Raw genomic sequence first — 19,014 nt, forward strand, 5'->3', positions numbered from 1 at the left:
TTATGTATTGTGAGTGAAAATGTTGTTCAACCAATGTTTTCACTCTTTTTTTATACTTTTAGATATTTTAAAGAATAGAGGAATAAATACTAATGATTTGAAGAATTTAAAACGTTTAAAAATATTGTCTTATCTTTGTTAAAAAGTGTGATTGTAGTAAAAAGAGTTTTATAATATGATAATTCTAACATTATTAATTGGAGGTCTATAATGAGTAATACTAGCTCGAAAATGGGTAGTAAAAGTTTTTTTAGTAATATTTTAAATGCAGTAGGGGCAGGAGTAGTCATTGCATTATTGCCAAATGCTTTACTTGGTGAATTGTTGAAATTTTTTAAAGATGGTAACGAGCTGCTTGAAAGTATTTTTAGACTTGTTACTGTAGTACAATCATTCATGGCTTTTATTGTTGGTGTACTTGCTGCGCATCAATTTAAATTTAATGGATCAGGAGCAGCGATAATAGGAGCTTCTGCTATGTTAGGGTCAGGGGCAATTGTTTTTGATGGTCAGACTATCATGTTAAAAGGTATTGGAGATATTATTAATATTATTTTAGTCGTGATTATAGCATGTTTTTTATATTTAATTCTTCAAGGTAAATTGGGATCTTTCGAAATGATTATTTTACCTGTTTTAATTCCGGTAGTCAGTGGAACAATAGGACTCATTACATTACCTTATGTTCAAATTATCACTCATACTATTGGTAAAGTTATTAATTCATTTACTGATTTGAATCCTTTAACTATGTCAATTTTAATAAGCGTAACTTTCTCTTTATTGATGGTAACACCTATTTCATTAGTAGCAATTGCCACTGCTATTAGTTTAACTGGTTTGGGAAGTGGTGCTGCTAATATGGGAATTGTAGCTGCATGCGTAACATTTTTTTTTGGTTCATTAAGAATAAATTCTATTGGGGTTAATTTAGTATTATTAATTGGAGCAGCAAAAATGATGATTCCTGTTTATTTAAAACACTTAATTATTGCAGTACCATTGATAATTAACGGAATAGTGACTGGTATAACTGCGTATTTGATTGGAATTAAAGGGACGCCACTTTCAGCTGGATTTGGATATACAGGCTTAGTTGGACCTATTAATGCATTAAATCGTATGTCTGGTGACCAAATGACTAATATTATATTATTATTTGTTGGATACTTTATAGTTCCTTTCATAAGTGGATTTGTAGTCCATGAATTATGCAAAAAATTTATACACTCTTACAATGATGAAATATATAAATTTGAAATTCCAAAAGAATAAATTTGCTTAAAGTGTAGCCTAATGGCTATGCTTTTTTTATGTATTTAAAAATTAATATTGCATATTAATGTATAAATTTGTATAATAATGAATATTGAAAAGGAGGGATGCTTTAATGAAATATATTATTAAAGTATTTTTGGTATTTATAATCCTTGTAGGTTCATTATTGACAAATACTCAAAACAATACTCATGCTGAAGAAAACGATGAACATTGGAAAAAAATCAAAGAAAGTGGAGTATTGCGTGTTGGTCTATCAGCAGATTACGCACCAATGGAATTTGAAAAGAATATAAACGGTAAAACTGGATATGCTGGTGTTGATATTGAACTAGCCAAAAAGATAGCTAAAGATAATCATTTGAAATTAAAGATTATTAATATGCAATTTGATAGTTTACTAGGTGCATTAAAAACAGGAAAAATTGATATTATCATTTCAGGAATGACAACAACGCCTGAACGGGAAAAAGAAGTAAATTTTACAAAGCCTTATATGATGACTAATAATATTATGTTGGTTAAGAAAAAAGAAAAGAGTCATTTAAAAGATATTAAAGATTTTAAAAATAAAAGAATTGCTGTCCAAAAGGGTACCGATCAAGAAAAAATAGCAAAAACAGAGATAGAAAATGCTGACGTGACTTCTTTAAATAAATTGCCTGAAACAATATTATCTGTCAAAAGCAATAAAGCAGATGGAGCTATTTTAGAAAAGCCGGTAGCAGAAGCATACATAAAACAAAATCCAGAACTTGCTTTTTCAGACGTGACATTTAATGAAGAAAAGAAACCCACTTGTATTGCGCTTCCTAAAAATTCTCCCATTTTATTAAAAAAGCTTAATCAAACTATCGATGAAGTCAATGATAAACATTTAATAGATCAATATATGACTCAAGCATCAAAAGATATGCAAGATGATGGTAATTTTTATACAAAATATAAAAGCTTTTTCATTAAAGGTATAAAAAATACGATTTTAATCTCAATTATTGGGGTAGTGTTAGGAGCTATTTTAGGAGCTTTTATTGCGCTTATGAAATTAAGCAAAATTAAACCTTTATCTTGGTTGGCATCAATTTACATTGAATTTTTAAGAGGAACACCACTATTAGTACAAGTTTTTATAGTATTTTTTGGTACTACCGCAGCACTTGGACTAGATATTTCTGCGTTAATTTGTGGAATCATTGCGTTAGTCATTAACGCTTCAGCATATATAGCAGAGATATTTCGTGCAGGTATTAATTCAATCGACAAAGGACAAACTGAAGCTGCTCGTAGTTTAGGCTTAAGTTACAATCAAACAATGAAATCGGTCATTATGCCTCAAGCAATTAAAAATATTCTACCTGCTCTTGGTAATGAATTTGTCACATTAATAAAAGAATCATCAATTGTATCTACAATTGGTGTAGGTGAAATAATGTTTAATGCTCAAGTTGTCCAAGGTATTTCATTTGATCCTTTCACACCATTATTAGTAGCAGCAGGTATGTACTTTATTCTTACATTTACTTTATCACGAATCATGAATTTTATAGAGGGGAGAATGATGGCCAGTGATTAAAATTAAAAACTTAAATAAGAAATTTGGTAATAATGAAGTTTTAAAAGACATTAATTTAGAAATACAGAAAGGAGAAGTTGTAGCGATAATTGGACCCTCTGGTAGTGGTAAAAGTACATTACTGAGATGTATGAATTTACTAGAAATACCAACTAAAGGACAAGTTATTTTTGAAGGTAATGATTTAACGCATAAAGGTATACAATTAGACCAGTTACGCCAGAAAATAGGTATGGTATTCCAAAATTTTAATTTATTTCCACATAAAAAGGTTAAAGATAATATCATATTAGCTCCAAAACTTTTAAAAAAGAGAGAGTTAAATAAGTTGAATAATCAAGCTTTGGAATTACTTGAAAAAGTGGGTTTAAAAGAAAAAGCCGAAGTATATCCAAGTCAGTTGTCAGGCGGACAAAAACAAAGAGTTGCTATTGCACGTGCATTAGCAATGCAACCGGATGTTATGCTATTTGATGAACCTACCTCAGCCCTAGATCCAGAAGTTGTTGGTGATGTATTAAAAGTAATGAAAGATCTAGCTAAAGAAGGTATGACTATGGTTGTGGTTACACATGAAATGGGATTCGCTAAAGAGGTAAGTGATAAAGTAATATTTATGGCTGACGGAGTGGTAGTAGAATCTGGTAAACCCAACGAACTATTTGAACACCCACAAAATGAAAGAACTCAAAATTTCTTAGCAAGAGTTTTATAACTATATGAAAAATAATATATAATTTGTCAATAAACAAGTGAACATTTTGTGTGTTTGCTTGTTTTTTAAATCTGATACATACATCATTAATTACTGATATGTTAGAATAACAAGAGTATATTTTTATTGTGGGGGCAAAATTTTGGATGTAAAGCAGTTAAAACAAGATATCATTGATTATGCGCATACTATTGGTATCGACAGTATAGGTTTTACTACTGCCGATCCTTTTGACGAATTAAAACAAAAACTAGAAGACTATCATGCTAAGGGATATGCATCTGGTTTTGAAGAGTCTGACATTGCACTAAGGACTGAACCCAAATTAAGTTTACCAACTGCAAGATCCATTATTGCAATTGCTGTAGGCTATCCAAATAAACTTAAAGGTGCACCTAAAAGTGTTCGTGGTGATAGACGTGGTATGTTTGCAAGAGCTTCTTGGGGACAAGACTACCATACAATTATGAGAAAGCGACTCGATCAACTAAGTGAGTATATAAGATCAGTTGTTCCAGATGTTGAGATTCAATCTATGGTAGATACTGGTGTATTATCTGATAGAGCGGTTGCAGAACGAGCTGGTTTAGGATTTGTAGGACGAAATGGATTTGTAATTAATCCAGATTTAGGTACGTGGACTTATTTAGGAGAAATGCTTGTTAGTATTCCATTTGAACCTGATGATCCATTAATTGATAGTTGTGGTGACTGTACTATTTGTGTTGATAGATGTCCCACTGGAGCATTAGTAGGTAATGGTCAATTAAATAGTCAAAAATGTATTAGCTTCTTAACGCAAACAAAAGGGTATTTAGATGATCAATATAGATATAAAATAGGTAATCGCTTATATGGTTGTGACACATGCCAACAAGTTTGTCCAAAAAATAAAGGAATCAATACGCAACATGATGATATAGTTTTAGAACCAGAAATATTGAAACCTCGATTAATACCATTATTACAAATGAGTAATAAAGAATTTAAAGCAACATATGGGCATTTAGCAGGTGCTTGGAGAGGAAAAAAACCAATTCAACGTAATGCTATTTTAGCTTTAGCACATTTTAATGAAGAAAGTGCTATACCTGAGTTAAAAGAAGTAGCATTAAATGATCCAAGACCTATGATAAGAGGAACAGCATTTTGGGCAATTGGACAAATTGATGGTGAAAATGCGCGTGAATTTATTCAAACACATTATCATGATGAATTAGAAGAAGTCCAAGTTGAAATGAAGAAAGGCTTGGAAATGAGGAGAGAAAAATAAATGACAAATCACATTGTTTTATTTCAACCTGAAATACCTGCCAATACTGGCAATATTGCTAGAACGTGTGCAGGTACCAATACACATTTACATTTAATTAAACCTTTAGGGTTTAGTACTGACGATAAAATGTTAAAAAGAGCAGGATTAGATTATTGGGAACATGTTAATATTACATACCATGAAAATATAGAATCATTTTTTGATGAAACTGAAGGAGATTATTATTTACTTACTAAATTTGGTAAACAAACATATAGTGATTTTGATTTTTCAGATACAAGTCACGATCATTACTTTATTTTCGGAAGAGAAACAACTGGGTTACCGGATTGGGTTAAAGAAAAATATCAAGAAACAGCATTACGTATACCTATGAGTGATAAAATTAGATCATTAAATCTTTCTAACACGGCAGCATTACTTATTTATGAAGCTTTAAGACAACAATCTTTCCCTGATTTATCTTAAAAAATGATAGATTAAGTTCAAAGTAGATGAAGGATATTATATCAACATGTTATATTTATTGATGAGAAAATAATATTCAATAAACATAGGTTAGTTTAACCTAAATATAATAAGGGTATAAATGAATTAATATTAACCATACTATTCTATGTATAGCAAACTAAGAGGAGTGTATTTTAAAATGGCAATGAACTTTAAAGTATTCGAAGATAAACAAAGAGTAGCTGAATATACAGCAGACATTTTGAGAAAACAGTTTAACAACAATCCTATGACTATCGCTGGTGTTCACTTAACTAAAGACCATGCACCTGTATTAGATGAACTTAAAAAGAACGTTGAGTTACATGCAGTTGATTTTAGTCAAATCAACATTTTAGATTATGATGAAAATAATTCATACTATGAAGCTTTAGGCGTACCTCAAAGCCAAATTTATTCATTATCTTATAATCAAGATGCTAATGAATTTATTTCTGATAAAATTAAAACAAAAGAAAATAAAGGTAAATTAGTGTTACAAGTAGTTTCTATTGATGAGAATGGCAACCTTGATGTAAGCGTAAGACAAGGATTATTAGAAGCGCGTGAAATTTTCTTAGTTGTTACTGGTAGCAATAAACGCGAAGTAGTTGAAAAATTATATAATGAAAATGGTAAGTCTAATTATGAACCAGCAGATTTAAAAGCTCATCGCATGGTTAACGTTATTTTAGATAAAGAAGCAGCGGCTGGATTACCTGAAGATGTTAAAGAATACTTCACTGCTCGCTTTGCTTAATTACTAAGTGAAAAAGAGGTTCTATGTATGACACAAAATAAAGATTCTAAAACTAATTATCATGAAGAAGAAAATGCTATGGTAACTGATTTAGATGATTTAAAAGATTTAGGTAAAGAAATGGAACAAATTTCTGAGGAAAATGATGAAGATAAATTAAACCAATCACATGATTCAGATGTTCGTTCTGATTTAGAAGAATAATCATTAATCAAGCGCTTGTATTAGCATAGTCTACTACAAGCGCTTTTATTAATTGTATGATATTTTTACAATTTGTATTTCAAAAATGCATAAAATATCTACTTATATTATGATATGATATTGAATAGTCATATATATAAGGAGAACGTGTATGTTAGGAAAGTATTGGAAACATTTAATGATAGCTACGGTCATTATAAGTTTAATATCAATTAAAGCATTTCCATTAGCACTTGGCGCATTATATTTACCATTATTATTCAAAATCGTGCAATTGCAATTGAATCTTTCAAATGGCTTAATTGATGATGTCAATGCGCAAACTTTTATTAAGAGTAATCAATCTGGAATCATTATAAGTGTAATTTGTTGTTTAGCTATAACTGGAATTTTATACTACACATTAAATGATTTTTATAATGGTTTAACAGGCTTCTTGAGAATTTTAATTCAAATAAGTCCAGTTACAGTTATTTTAAGTGCGATATTGTATATTTTAACTGCAATTGCTACTGTTCAAGCAACAAAACAAAAATTTCAATAAAAAATAATAGAGTCTAGTTTCAACAGTTAAATAAAATTGTTGAAGCTAGATTTTTTTGTAAAATTTTATTATGTAAACGGTTTAGTTCTAAATTGATAAGGTAATTTAAATAGTGATATACTGGTATCAAACAATATAAATAAGGGGAGAATAAAATGTCAGTACGTATTGAACATGATACATTTGGAGAAATTGAAGTACCTGCAGATAAATATTGGGGTGCGCAAACAGAAAGAAGTAAACGTAATTTCCCAGTAGGTAAAGAAAAAATGCCTATTGAAGTAGTTTATGGTTTTGCACAATTAAAAAGAGGTGCTGCATTAGCTAATAAAGAATTAGGTAAACTTAGTGATGCTAAAAAAGACGCAATCGTATATGCATGCGATAAAATTTTAAATGGTGAGTTGGACGAACACTTTCCATTAGTAGTATGGCAAACAGGAAGCGGTACTCAAAGTAATATGAACGTTAACGAAGTCGTAAGTTATGTAGCTAATGAATATTTAAAAGAACATAATAGTGATGAATCAATTCATCCTAATGACGATGTTAATAAATCACAAAGTTCTAATGATACATTTCCAACTGCAATGCATGTCGCTTTGTATCACGAAGTTGAAACTAAATTAGAACCTGCATTAAAAAATTTACGTCAAACATTCAAACAAAAAGAAGATGAATTTGAATCTATCATAAAAATCGGACGTACACATTTACAAGATGCTACACCAATTAAATTAGGCCAAGAAATTAGCGGTTGGAGATACATGTTAGATAAATGTGAAACATTACTAAGTGAATCTAAAAAACATATATTAAACTTAGCTATTGGTGGTACAGCAGTAGGTACAGGAATTAATGCACATCCAGAATTTGGAGATAAAGTTGCTAAATTTATTTCAAAAAATACTGGTTATGAATTCGTATCTTCTGAAAATAAATTCCATGCTTTAACAGCACACGATGAAGTTGTCCAATTACATGGAACACTTAAAGCATTAGCAGCAGATTTAATGAAAATAGCTAATGACGTTAGATGGTTAGCTTCAGGTCCAAGAGCTGGTTTAGCTGAAATTTCTATACCAGAAAACGAACCAGGTTCTTCAATTATGCCGGGTAAAGTTAATCCAACACAATGTGAAATGTTAACTATGGTAGCTGTTCAAGTCATGGGTAATGATACTGCAGTCGGAATTGCAAGTTCTCAAGGTAACTTTGAATTAAATGTATTTAAACCCGTTATTTTACACAATACTTTACAATCAATTTATCTACTTGCAGATGGTATGCAAACATTTAATGATAATTGTGCAGTTGGAATTGAACCTATCGAAGAAAACATTAAAAATTATTTAAATCAATCATTAATGTTAGTTACTGCATTAAATCCTCATATTGGTTATGAAAAAGCAGCTCAAATTGCTAAAAAAGCACATAAAGAAGGATTAACGCTTAAAGAATCAGCAATACAGTCAGGCCATGTAACTGAAGAACAATTTGAAGAATGGATTAAACCAGAAGATATGGTAGATCCACATTAGAGGTATAAAAATTTCAAAAAGCTAGGTTGAATTATATTAATAATCAACCTAGCTTTTATTTATGAGATATCGTCATCTAAACTAACTGAAATGAATTCCTTAGTAAAAGGATGTTGCAGCTCAATTTTGTAGCTGTGTAATTCCAATTGTCTTAAAGTTGAATCACCATATAATGGATCACCAATAACAGGATGTCCAATTTCAGCCAAATGAACACGAATTTGATGAGTTCGACCAGTATCTAATTTAATTTCTAATTCACAAACATTTTCTTTAATCATATTTGATGAAAGTATATGAGTAATAGCACGTTGTCCAGTATTAGAAATACGTTTCTTATTTGGATGGAATTTGTCTTTACCGATTGGTTTATCGATAGTTTGTGGTTTAACTGGTAATAACGCTTTAACATGCGCTTTATAAATTCGTGTGATTTGATTTTCTTCAAGCATTCTATCTAGTATTTTCTTCATTATAGGATTTTTAGCTACAATTAATAAACCAACCGTTTCTTGGTCCAATCTATGAATAGGTTCAACATATTCGCTGTCAATCGTATATATAACATGATTCATTAATGTATTACTTTCTTTTAAGTCATTAGGATGTGTTTTGACACCTTTAGGTTTTAGGACGATTGCAAAATCATCATTTTCATAAAAAACTTGTGCATAACGATAACTAGGTAAATAATTACTTTTCTCATCAGGCGTAGGTATAAATATATGATCACCTGTATGTACTTTATTAGATAATTGGCTAGCTTTGTCATTAATGGTGATTTCTTTAGACATATTTAATAAATGTAAGTCCTTCTTAGGTAACTTCAAATCTTGGAAAATCTCTCTCAATGTATATTGATCATAATTTTCAGGTATTGTAAATTTCATAAAATCCTCCTATAGTTACTATTTATCATATCACAAAATATATGACAGCAATATAAAATTAATTGAAATCACAGTCCTTTAACTAATTGATAATTTAAAGAGTTTGGTGATATGTTTGTTTATATAATCTTAAACGCTATAATAGAATAGATATATATAAATTAAAATCGGAGGTAACTATGGAAAAACCAACACGTTTAGCACTCCTTAAAGAAATTGCTGAATTTTTAAATGAAGAAACAGAAGTGTATAGTATGATGCAAGGAGCAATTCAATATTTAATTGAGGGCAGCGATTTTACAACGGGTTGGATTTTCTTTATTGATGAAGCAGGTAATCACGAATTAGTATCGAGCGTAAATTTACCTGGGGCATTATCAAATAATCAATGTCACTATATGACAAACGGTTCATGTTGGTGTGTGAGATCTTATCATAATGGAAAATTAACAAAAGCATCTAATATTATTAATTGTTCTAGAATTAATTTAGCGAATCGTGCACACCATGAAGAAACAGATGGTATCACACATCACGCGACTGTACCACTAAGATCTGGGGAAGAACAATTTGGTTTATTAAACGTTGCGACACCACATAAAGTCCATTACAACGAAGAAGATTTAGCATTACTAGAATCTGTTGCTTTTCAAATAGGCTCAGCAATAAAACGAATTATGCTTACTGATAGAGAGAAAGAAAATGCTCGAATAAATGAAAGAAATAGATTAGCTCGAGATTTACATGATTCGGTAAATCAAATGTTATTTTCATTAAAATTAACTGCCCATGCAGCTTATGAGATATCAAATGAAGAAATATCTAAAAAAGCGTTTAAAACGATTGAAGAAACGAGTCAAAATGCCGTAAATGAAATGCGTGCCCTCATATGGCAATTAAAACCGGTCGGATTAGAACAAGGTATGTTACAAGCTTTGAATCAATATAGTAATGTACTACAACTTAATTTAACTGTACATGTGGACGGATTAGTAGATGTATCTAATCTAGTAGAGGAAAATGTATATCGCATGGTACAGGAATGCTTAAATAATGTAAGAAAACATGCTAATACTAAAGATGTCGAATTAATATTAAAACAAACTAAAGAAACGCTTATTGTAATTGTTCAAGATGAAGGCAAAGGCTTTGATAATAATCATCAATCCAAAGACAATTCAAATGGTCTTAAGCATCTTCAACAACGAACTGATTTATTAAAAGGACAATTACAAATAGAATCAAAAATAAATAAAGGTACGCGTATTAAAATTGAAATACCTTTGAACTAAGTTTTTAAGGGAGTATAACTATGCATAAAATTATATTAGTTGATGATCATCATATTGTGAGACAAGGTTTAGAATTTTTATTATCTACTGTAGATGATATTGAAGTAATTCAAGGATTTGCTGAAGGAAAATCATTTATACATTATTTAGAGAAAAATGAATTACCAGATATCGTTTTACTAGATTTAGTAATGCCTGATATGAATGGTATTGAAATTACAGAATATTTAAAGAAACATTATCCCAATATTAAAATTTTAGTGTTAACAAGCTATGTAGATGATGAACACGTGATATCAGCATTAGAAAAAGGTGCGGATGGTTATGAAATGAAGGATGTAGAACCTCAGAAACTTATTGAAACAATTCATAAAGTGCTTGACGGAGAAAAAATCATTCATCCCAATGCTAAACGTGTCATCGATACTATGAGTACAAAACCACATTTTACTAATAAGTTATCTAAGAGGGAAACTGAAGTATTAAAAGAAATGGTCAAAGGAAAAACAAATAAAGAAATCGCGAATACATTGTTTGTATCAGAAAAGACTATAAAAACCCATGTTAGTCACATATTTAGTAAATTACAAGTGAGCGATCGTACACAAGCAGCAATATATGCTATGGAAAATAAATTGATTTAATAAATGTAGTTTTAACCACTAAAAATCAAGCTCAATTTTTAATGTAAAAATAACTTTCTAACTATCAATAATGTTAAAAGTTTAATTATTTTGATAATTTTGCCTTTAATAAAAATACCGATAAAACAAAATTGACTCTTTTATTTTCTTTAAAAATATATTAAGATGTAATTTGTGTTTCAAGAAATGTGTATAATTGCAATTTCTTGTGTCCGGATATAAATTCTTTTCAAGAAAGGTAGATAATAGAATGGATAGACAGAGTTTTACAGATTTAATTCAAACAAAATTTAAAATGGTTCGTATAGAAGCAGGATATACACAAGATACAATGGCTCAAACAATTGGACTATCAAAGAAAACATTAGTTCAAATAGAAAAAGAACGCGTATTACCTAATTGGACAACATGTGTTTCTATTTGTGCTTTGTTTAGAGATTCTGATGTATTGAATAGTACATTTGGTTGTGATCCTTTAGAAATCGTACAAACTATTTCTAGAAACCACTGTGCTTACCCAAATCACTCAACTACTAGTGATATTTATTGGAATACAATCGAAACTAGAAGCGGTTATATTCTACAAAGTAATAAAGTAAGCAATATTTATCGTGTGTTAAATCCTGAAAAACAACCTATTTTTGGTACTTCAAAAATGAGAGAAGCAGAAACTTATTTCAATAGAAATGCTAAAGAAGAGTTAGTTCATATTTAATTTCTGTAAAAGTGACAGTAGAATCTTAAAACGATTTAATCACTTTTAAATAGTTAGAAGATGTTTTAGTTATTCGTTATACATATTAGCCTAGGTCATCGATTATGAAGACTTAGGCTTTTATTTATATAACCTGTAAGTTTTTAATAATTTTAATTATCTCTAATTAAATCAGTAACATGCTATAATGAATCATGATTTTTAAAAAGAAGGGAGTCTTTGTCATGCATGCTTTATTTATCATCTTATTTATGATGGTAGTCGGTGCTATTATTGGTGGTATAACTAATGTGATTGCAATAAAAATGTTGTTTCATCCATTTAATCCATATTATATTTTTAAAATGCGTATTCCATTCACACCTGGTTTAATTCCAAAAAGAAGAGATGAAATTGCTAATAAAATTGGGCAAGTCATAGAAGAACATTTACTCACTGAGGAGCTTATCAGACAAAAGTTGAATGATGGACAAGCTAAAGATGCGATAAATGAAATGATTATGAATCAATTAACTCAATTGAAGTCTGATGATATGACTATTTATAATATTGCTAATAAATTTGATTTTAATATAGATGATGTCATCGATCATCAAATGCCAGCAAAAGTAGAAAAGATACTGAATCAATATTATGAATCCAATCAACAAAAAGCTATCAAAGACATTGTGCCTCAAGAATTAATTAATCTTGTTGATGAGAGGTTAGATGAAGTAGGGGATTTAATTTGTGACCGTGCACGTGTTTATTTATCATCACCTAAAGGAACTCGTGATATAAATGAAATGTTAGATACTTTCTTTAATGAAAAAGGTAAGATAATAGGCTTATTACAAATGTTCATGACACGAGAAAGCATTGCTGATCGTATTCAACAAGAATTAATTCGTTTGACAAGACATCCAAAAGCTAAAAGCATTATTGAGCAAGTTATAAAAAATGAAGTTGAAACATTCAAAAATAAACGATTAGGTGAGCTAGTAGCAAATCATCAATTTAAACAAATGGCAACAACAACCTCTACATTAATCATCACACATTTCAATTTGCATGATAAAGCAAGACAACCAATAAATGACTTGGCACCTCAATTCATTAAATATATAGAAAATGAATTGTCAGGTAAACTCACTATGATAATTATCGACCAGTTATCAAGTAACTTATCAACTATCATGCGTAAAATTAATTTAAGACAACTTATAGAAGATCAGATTAATACGTTTGATTTAGACTATATTGAAAAAATTATTATAGATATAGCTAATAAAGAGTTAAAATTAATTATGTCTCTAGGATTCATACTTGGAGGAATAATAGGTATTTTCCAAGGAATAGTCGCAATCTTTGTCTAACTAAATAATATGTGTTACATTATTGAAGAGTGTTAAAACACAAATTAACTCAAAGGAGTGCAATTAACAATGGCAGTAAATTTATATGATTATGCAAACCAATTAGAACAAGCATTAAGAGATAGTGATGAATACAAAGCTATCAAAGATGCTTACGCTAAAGTAAAAGATAATGAAGAATCAAAAAAATTATTTGATGAATTCCGTGAAACTCAAATGAGCTTCCAACAAAAACAAATGCAAGGTGAAGAAATTCCTGAGGAAGACTTACAAAAAGCTCAAGAACAAGCTCAAGCAATCGAAAAAGATGAAAACATTTCAGCTTTAATGCAAGCTGAGCAAAAAATGAGTCAAGTATTCCAAGAAATCAATCAAATCATCGTTAAACCATTAGATGAAATTTACGCTGACTAATTAATCGCGTAATGATTTATACTAGCTACAGTACTGAGATAAGGTACTGTAGCTTATTTTTATGTAATTTACTAATAACATGGTTCTGCATCGACTGTAGCGTTTCACATATGGTAAAATGAGTAGATATAAAGGAAAATTATAAATAGTTATAACTTAATAATTAAAAAGATAATTCGTTTTTATAACTTTAACTACATTTTTTAATTAATGCAGTTATAAAGTGTCTTAAATAAGGAGAATAAAGCTTATGGTCAAATTTATACATTGTGCGGATTTACATTTAGACAGTCCTTTTAAATCTAAAAGCCATTTAAGTCCTAAAATTTTTGAGGATGTACAAAAAAGCGCATATGAAAGTTTCCAACAAATTGTTGACTTAGCATTACAAGAAGAAGTGGACTTTATTATTATTGCTGGAGATTTATTTGATAAAGAAAATCGTACATTACGAGCAGAAGTATTTTTAAAAGAACAGTTTGAACGTTTACAAAAAGAACAAATTTTTGTCTATATTTGTCATGGTAATCATGATCCATTATCTACTAAAATTTCATCAAATTGGCCTAAAAATGTTTCGGTATTCTCAAATCAAGTAGAAACATATCAAGCAATTACTAAAGATGGAGAAACAATCTTTATCCATGGTTTTAGTTACCAAAATGAGGCAAGCTATGAAAATAAAATTGATAGTTTCCCATCAAGTCAAGGTCAACAAGGAATACATATAGGTGTACTTCATGGAACTTATAGTAAATCATCAGTTAAAGATAGATATACTGAATTTAGATTAGAAGATTTAAATAATAAATTATATCACTATTGGGCATTAGGTCATATTCATGAACGCCAACAGTTAAGTGATATGCCTGTAATTAATTATCCTGGTAATATTCAAGGAAGACATTTTAATGAAAAAGGTGAAAAAGGTTGTCTACTTATACAAGGGGACAATTTAAAACTAAAAACTAAATTTTATCCGACACAATATATCAAATTTGAAGAAGCTACAATTGAAACGACACAAACTACAAAGCAAGGATTATATGAAGCAATACAATCTTTTAAAGATAAAGTACGCGATGAAGGTAAAGCATTCTATAGATTAAATGTCGTTATTAAGAGTGAAACGATGTTATCTCCTCAAGATGTATTACAAGTTGAAGAAATGATTTCAGACTATGAAGAACATGAAAAAGACTTTGTCTTTATTGAAGATTTGAACATCCAATATGCAACAAATGATGAACCTCCATTAGTCAAAGAGTTTTCAAAAGACCTATTAGATGACAGTTCTGTTTTTGATAAAGCTATGTCTGATTTATATTTAAATCCACGAGCATCTAAATATTTAGATGACTATACTTCATTTGATAAAACCGAATTAGTTAATCATGCTGAAGATTTATTAAAGGCAGACATGAGAGGTGAACATAATGATAATTAAATCACTTGAAATATATGGATATGGACAATTTGTTCAACGTACAATTGAGTTTAATCAGTCATTTACTGAGATTTTTGGTGATAATGAAACTGGGAAATCTACAATTCAAGCATTTATACATTCAATTTTATTCGGTTTTCCTACTAAAAAGTCTAAAGAACCTCGTTTAGAGCCTAGGTTAGGTAATCAATATGGCGGTAAACTGAAGCTTCAGTTAGATGATAATAGTATCGTTGAAGTTGAACGTATTAAAGGAAGCGCCCAAGGTGACGTTAAAGTTTATCTAGAAGATGGTACAGTTAGAGATGAAGAATGGCTTCAAAAGAAATTGAATTATATTTCTAAGAAAACGTATCAAGGTATCTTCTCTTTTGACGTTTTAGGCTTACAAGATATTCATCGCAATTTAGATGAAAAACAATTACAAGATTATTTGTTAGAAGCGGGTGCGTTAGGCTCAACTGAATTTACAAGTATGAGAGATACAATCAGCTTAAAAAAAGACGAATTGTATAAAAAATCTGGTAAAAATCCAATTATCAATCAACAAGTCGAACAATTGAAACAATTAGAAGCACAAATACGTGAAGAAGAAGCAAAGTTAGATACTTATCATAGATTAGTAGATGAAAAAGATAAGTCATCTCGAAGACTTGATAATCTAAAACAAAACTTAAATCAACTCTCTAAAATGCATGAAGCTAAGCAGAAAGAAGTAGCTTTACATGATCAAACTCAAGAATGGAAACAACTTGAACAAGCACTTAATATAGAACCATTACATTTTCCTGAAAAAGGTATCGATCGTTATGAAACTGCTAAAGCTCATAAACAATCCTTAGTAAGAGATATTGATTTAAGAGAACAACAATTATCACAAATTGAACAAGAAAATCAATCACTTCAACCGGTAAAACAATCTGATATTGATGCGTTTAATAGTTTATATCAACAAGAAAATGAGATTAAACAAAAAGAGTATGAATTAAGATCTTTTGAAAAAGAAATTTCTGATAAACAACGTGATAAAGAAAGTATGCAGTCAAATATTGGGTGGAATGAAACGCATCACCAAGTAGATAGTTCCGAAGCTATGAAGAGTCACATTAGTGACCAAGTGAAGGATAAGCAAGAACAAGTTGCATATATTCAACAATTAGAAAGAAGTCTTGAAGATAATAAAATAGATCAGAGTGCGAATACTAATGAACTTGAACAATTAGAAAGTCAACTTGTTCCCGAAGAAACATTCGAGAAGAAAAAAGAACATAAACAACAAATCGTTGAATTAAGCGAAAAAGAAAACTTATATGAAAAATTAAAAGAGACATTTGAACTCGAACAAGAAAGAAAAAATAAACGCCAGAATATATTACGATGGGTATTTATTTTATTAGCTATTGTAGGTGCAGCGTTAACTGTCTTTGCATTTATTTCTCAAAATATGTTGTTTGGTATTATTTTTGCAATCTTAACAGTAGTATTTATCGTAGGTATTTTCTTAGTGAAATCTAAAGAAGTTGATTATAGCGAAACAATTACTCAAGAAATTGATGATTTAGAAAATCAATTACAAGAATTGGAAAAAGATTATAATTTAGACTTCGATTTAGATGAACAATTTCGTATTCGTGACCATTGGCAACACGCTTTGAAAAATAAAGACGTTTTAGCTGAGAAGTCAAGCTATATAGAAAGTTCATTAACTAAAGCACAACAACGTTTAGAAGAAATCAATAATAGTATTGAAGTAGCTAAACAAGAGTTACATTTATCACCTAAAATATCAGATAATCTTATTGTTGAAAGTATTAGCACAATGAGTCAAATTAAGTCAAATGACCAATATTTAGATGATCTTAATAGCAAACGACATCAACTAGTAAATGATATAGAAGCTTTCTACAATCATGCTGAAGCAGTAACTCAATCTCAATTTACTTATTTCAATAAGATGTCATTCTTCCATGATGTCAAACAATGGTTAAAAAATGCAGAAGAAAATAATGAGAAATGGTATAAAAATAGTGAACAGAGCAAATTACTTAAAAATGAATTAACTCAATTACGTTCACATTTAGATGAAAGTAATAATACGATTAAAGAATTATTTAATCATATAAATGTTTCAAATGAAGAAGCTTTTTATAAACATCATGAAAATTACCAAACTTATACAAATCAAATGACACGTTTTAACGATTTAACTAAATATCTAGAAAATCAAAATTATTCTTATGAATCTAGTTCACAACTAAGTGAAAAAACTAGTGCACAATTAAACGAAGAAAATCAACTATTAGCGCAACAAGTAGATCAATATAATGAACAATATCTCGATATGCAAGCTGAAGTTAGTGATTTAAATGCGCAAATTAATAATATGGAAACAGATACGACACTAACTAATTTACGTCATGAATATCATAGCTTGAAAAATAGAATGAATGATATTGCTAAAGATTGGGCAAGTTTAAGCTACTTACAAAGTTTAGTAGAAGAGCATATTAAACAAATTAAAGATAAACGTTTGCCACAAGTCATCAATGAAGCGATTATTATTTTCAAAAATCTTACTAATCATGCTTATACAAATATTTATTACTCAGAAGAGGCAATTCAAGTGAAACATGAAAATGGCCAAATTTTCCAACCTGTAGAACTAAGTCAATCTACAAAAGAATTATTATATGTTGCACTTAGAATAAGTTTAATCAAAGTTTTAAAACCATATTATCCATTCCCAATTATAGTGGACGATGCATTTGTACATTTTGATAAAGCACGTAAAGAAAGAATGTTGAACTATTTAAGAGAATTATCTCAAGATTATCAAGTCTTATACTTTACATGTACAAATGATAATATCATTCCAAATAAAGAAATGATTACTTTAAATAAATTTGAGAAAGGCGGGAAATAATGAGAAATGTAGAAAAATTAAATCCCGGTGATTCGGTTAATCACTTCTTTTTAATTCATAGAGCAACGCAAGGTGTAACAGCTCAAGGTAAAGATTATATGACACTGTTCTTGCAAGATAAGAGTGGGGACATTGAAGCTAAATTATGGACTGCGACTAAAGAAGACATGCAAACATTAAAACCTGAAGAAATAGTGCATGTTAAAGGTGATGTTATTAATTATCGTGGTCGTAAACAAATGAAAGTAAATCAAATAAGACTAGCCACGCCTGAAGAAAATATGAATACACAAGATTTTGTTGATGGCGCACCAATGACACCAGCAGAAATTCAAGAAGCTCTTTCTCATTATATGCTTGATATTGAGAATGCCAGTTTACAACGCATAACAAGACATTTAATTAAAAAATATCAAGAAAGCTTCTTTACGTATCCGGCAGCAAGTTCCCATCATCATAATTTTGCTAGTGGTTTAAGTTATCATGTATTAACGATGTTACGTGTTGCTAAATCGATATGCGATATTTATCCATTATTAAATAGAAGTCTTTTATATAGTGCTATTATTTTACATGATTTAGGAAAAGTAAAAGAGCTTAGTGGACCAGTAGCAACTACTTATACTGTAGAAGGAAACTTATTAGGCCATATTTCTATTGCAAGTGATGAAGTAGCTGAAGCAGCTAAAGAGCTTGGTATTGATGGAGAAGAGGTAATGTTGCTTAGACATATGATTCTTGCTCATCATGGTAAATTAGAATTTGGATCACCTAAAATGCCTCATTTGAAAGAGGCTGAGATTTTATTTTTCATAGATAATATTGATGCTAAAATGAATATGTTTGAAAAAGCATTTAAGAAAACTGAAAAAGGTCAATTTACAGAACGAATTTTTGGACTTGAAAATAGACAATTTTACAATCCAACACAATTAGATTAGAAGTTCAGAAAAG

At 29.7% G+C, this 19,014-nt stretch carries 18 protein-coding genes; 17 read left to right on the plus strand and 1 reads right to left on the minus strand.

Features of this window, described 5'->3' with window-relative positions:
* Positions 1-210 precede the first annotated feature (210 nt).
* The 9 genes from NSQ15_RS04730 (at position 211) to fumC (ending at position 8,380) form a co-directional block, all read left to right on the plus strand.
* On the plus strand, positions 211-1,275 hold the full coding sequence (locus NSQ15_RS04730) for a PTS transporter subunit IIC (protein ID WP_340746970.1): 1,065 nt from the start codon (positions 211-213) through the stop codon (positions 1,273-1,275).
* A 115-nt stretch (positions 1,276-1,390) separates the two neighbouring features.
* The gene (locus tag NSQ15_RS04735) at positions 1,391-2,851 is read left to right on the plus strand and encodes an ABC transporter substrate-binding protein/permease (RefSeq protein WP_217193973.1); all 1,461 of its coding nucleotides are present in this window, start codon (positions 1,391-1,393) and stop codon (positions 2,849-2,851) included.
* Positions 2,844-3,566 (plus strand): amino acid ABC transporter ATP-binding protein, encoded by a 723-nt coding sequence (locus tag NSQ15_RS04740; RefSeq protein ID WP_029056292.1) that lies wholly within the window; start codon positions 2,844-2,846, stop codon positions 3,564-3,566. Before NSQ15_RS04735 ends, NSQ15_RS04740 begins: the two co-directional genes overlap by 8 nt.
* 142 nt (positions 3,567-3,708) lie before the next feature.
* Positions 3,709-4,839, plus strand: coding sequence for a tRNA epoxyqueuosine(34) reductase QueG (queG, locus tag NSQ15_RS04745; RefSeq protein WP_046466852.1), 1,131 nt, complete (start codon positions 3,709-3,711; stop codon positions 4,837-4,839).
* Positions 4,840-5,310 (plus strand): tRNA (uridine(34)/cytosine(34)/5-carboxymethylaminomethyluridine(34)-2'-O)-methyltransferase TrmL, encoded by a 471-nt coding sequence (trmL, locus tag NSQ15_RS04750; RefSeq protein WP_017638028.1) that lies wholly within the window; start codon positions 4,840-4,842, stop codon positions 5,308-5,310.
* A 181-nt stretch (positions 5,311-5,491) separates the two neighbouring features.
* Complete coding sequence (locus tag NSQ15_RS04755) at positions 5,492-6,091, plus strand: 6-phosphogluconolactonase (protein ID WP_070454063.1); 600 nt, start codon at positions 5,492-5,494, stop codon at positions 6,089-6,091.
* Between the two features lie 27 nt (positions 6,092-6,118).
* Positions 6,119-6,295, plus strand: a complete 177-nt coding sequence (locus NSQ15_RS04760) for an SAS053 family DNA gyrase inhibitor (RefSeq protein ID WP_017638030.1) — start codon at positions 6,119-6,121, stop codon at positions 6,293-6,295.
* A 151-nt stretch (positions 6,296-6,446) separates the two neighbouring features.
* Positions 6,447-6,839 (plus strand): hypothetical protein, encoded by a 393-nt coding sequence (locus tag NSQ15_RS04765; RefSeq protein WP_017638031.1) that lies wholly within the window; start codon positions 6,447-6,449, stop codon positions 6,837-6,839.
* 155 nt (positions 6,840-6,994) lie between these two features.
* Entirely contained in the window at positions 6,995-8,380 is a 1,386-nt protein-coding gene (gene fumC / locus NSQ15_RS04770) for a class II fumarate hydratase (RefSeq protein ID WP_070454060.1), read from the plus strand.
* Positions 8,381-8,439: 59 nt separating this feature from the next.
* On the opposite strand, the gene NSQ15_RS04775 is transcribed toward fumC, so the two are convergent.
* Positions 8,440-9,270, minus strand: a complete 831-nt coding sequence (locus tag NSQ15_RS04775; RefSeq protein WP_070454058.1) for an RluA family pseudouridine synthase — start codon at positions 9,268-9,270, stop codon at positions 8,440-8,442.
* Between the two features lie 179 nt (positions 9,271-9,449).
* On the opposite strand from NSQ15_RS04775, the gene NSQ15_RS04780 reads away from it, so the two are divergent.
* From NSQ15_RS04780 to yhaM, 8 genes are all read left to right on the plus strand, one after another.
* On the plus strand, positions 9,450-10,562 hold the full coding sequence (locus NSQ15_RS04780; protein ID WP_029056288.1) for a GAF domain-containing sensor histidine kinase: 1,113 nt from the start codon (positions 9,450-9,452) through the stop codon (positions 10,560-10,562).
* A gap of 20 nt (positions 10,563-10,582) precedes the next feature.
* Complete coding sequence (locus NSQ15_RS04785) at positions 10,583-11,206, plus strand: response regulator (RefSeq protein WP_029056287.1); 624 nt, start codon at positions 10,583-10,585, stop codon at positions 11,204-11,206.
* Between the two features lie 250 nt (positions 11,207-11,456).
* A complete protein-coding gene (xdrA, locus tag NSQ15_RS04790) occupies positions 11,457-11,921 on the plus strand; it encodes an XRE family transcriptional regulator XdrA (RefSeq protein ID WP_002452105.1) in 465 nt (154 codons plus the stop codon).
* 224 nt (positions 11,922-12,145) lie between these two features.
* Positions 12,146-13,276: a DUF445 domain-containing protein gene (locus NSQ15_RS04795; protein ID WP_070454055.1), complete on the plus strand. Its 1,131-nt coding sequence runs from the start codon at positions 12,146-12,148 to the stop codon at positions 13,274-13,276.
* A gap of 69 nt (positions 13,277-13,345) precedes the next feature.
* Complete coding sequence (locus NSQ15_RS04800; protein ID WP_017638037.1) at positions 13,346-13,690, plus strand: YlbF/YmcA family competence regulator; 345 nt, start codon at positions 13,346-13,348, stop codon at positions 13,688-13,690.
* A 250-nt stretch (positions 13,691-13,940) separates the two neighbouring features.
* A complete protein-coding gene (locus tag NSQ15_RS04805; protein WP_017638038.1) occupies positions 13,941-15,137 on the plus strand; it encodes a metallophosphoesterase family protein in 1,197 nt (398 codons plus the stop codon).
* The gene (locus NSQ15_RS04810; protein ID WP_340746971.1) at positions 15,127-18,060 is read left to right on the plus strand and encodes an ATP-binding protein; all 2,934 of its coding nucleotides are present in this window, start codon (positions 15,127-15,129) and stop codon (positions 18,058-18,060) included. The genes NSQ15_RS04805 and NSQ15_RS04810 overlap by 11 nt, the downstream gene beginning before the upstream one ends.
* Positions 18,060-19,001: a 3'-5' exoribonuclease YhaM gene (gene yhaM, locus NSQ15_RS04815; protein WP_017638040.1), complete on the plus strand. Its 942-nt coding sequence runs from the start codon at positions 18,060-18,062 to the stop codon at positions 18,999-19,001. Before NSQ15_RS04810 ends, yhaM begins: the two co-directional genes overlap by 1 nt.
* The last annotated feature ends 13 nt before the right edge of the window (positions 19,002-19,014 follow it).

It is taken from the genome of Staphylococcus sp. FSL W8-0774, from assembly GCF_038006785.1.
Lineage (GTDB): Bacteria > Bacillota > Bacilli > Staphylococcales > Staphylococcaceae > Staphylococcus > Staphylococcus pasteuri.

Excerpts from the sequence above, each read along its gene's own strand:
- yhaM (WP_017638040.1), top strand. The coding sequence starts at position 18,060 with ATGAGAAATGTAGAAAAATTAAATCCCGGTGATTCGGTTAATCACTTC.
- NSQ15_RS04785 (WP_029056287.1), top strand. The coding sequence starts at position 10,583 with ATGCATAAAATTATATTAGTTGATGATCATCATATTGTGAGACAAGGT.
- NSQ15_RS04755 (WP_070454063.1), top strand. The coding sequence starts at position 5,492 with ATGGCAATGAACTTTAAAGTATTCGAAGATAAACAAAGAGTAGCTGAA.
- NSQ15_RS04780 (WP_029056288.1), top strand. The coding sequence starts at position 9,450 with ATGGAAAAACCAACACGTTTAGCACTCCTTAAAGAAATTGCTGAATTT.
- NSQ15_RS04735 (WP_217193973.1), top strand. The coding sequence starts at position 1,391 with ATGAAATATATTATTAAAGTATTTTTGGTATTTATAATCCTTGTAGGT.
- NSQ15_RS04730 (WP_340746970.1), top strand. The coding sequence starts at position 211 with ATGAGTAATACTAGCTCGAAAATGGGTAGTAAAAGTTTTTTTAGTAAT.
- NSQ15_RS04765 (WP_017638031.1), top strand. The coding sequence starts at position 6,447 with ATGTTAGGAAAGTATTGGAAACATTTAATGATAGCTACGGTCATTATA.
- fumC (WP_070454060.1), top strand. The coding sequence starts at position 6,995 with ATGTCAGTACGTATTGAACATGATACATTTGGAGAAATTGAAGTACCT.
- NSQ15_RS04800 (WP_017638037.1), top strand. The coding sequence starts at position 13,346 with ATGGCAGTAAATTTATATGATTATGCAAACCAATTAGAACAAGCATTA.
- NSQ15_RS04805 (WP_017638038.1), top strand. The coding sequence starts at position 13,941 with ATGGTCAAATTTATACATTGTGCGGATTTACATTTAGACAGTCCTTTT.
- NSQ15_RS04775 (WP_070454058.1), bottom strand. The coding sequence starts at position 9,270 with ATGAAATTTACAATACCTGAAAATTATGATCAATATACATTGAGAGAG.
- NSQ15_RS04810 (WP_340746971.1), top strand. The coding sequence starts at position 15,127 with ATGATAATTAAATCACTTGAAATATATGGATATGGACAATTTGTTCAA.
- NSQ15_RS04795 (WP_070454055.1), top strand. The coding sequence starts at position 12,146 with ATGCATGCTTTATTTATCATCTTATTTATGATGGTAGTCGGTGCTATT.
- NSQ15_RS04760 (WP_017638030.1), top strand. The coding sequence starts at position 6,119 with ATGACACAAAATAAAGATTCTAAAACTAATTATCATGAAGAAGAAAAT.
- xdrA (WP_002452105.1), top strand. The coding sequence starts at position 11,457 with ATGGATAGACAGAGTTTTACAGATTTAATTCAAACAAAATTTAAAATG.
- trmL (WP_017638028.1), top strand. The coding sequence starts at position 4,840 with ATGACAAATCACATTGTTTTATTTCAACCTGAAATACCTGCCAATACT.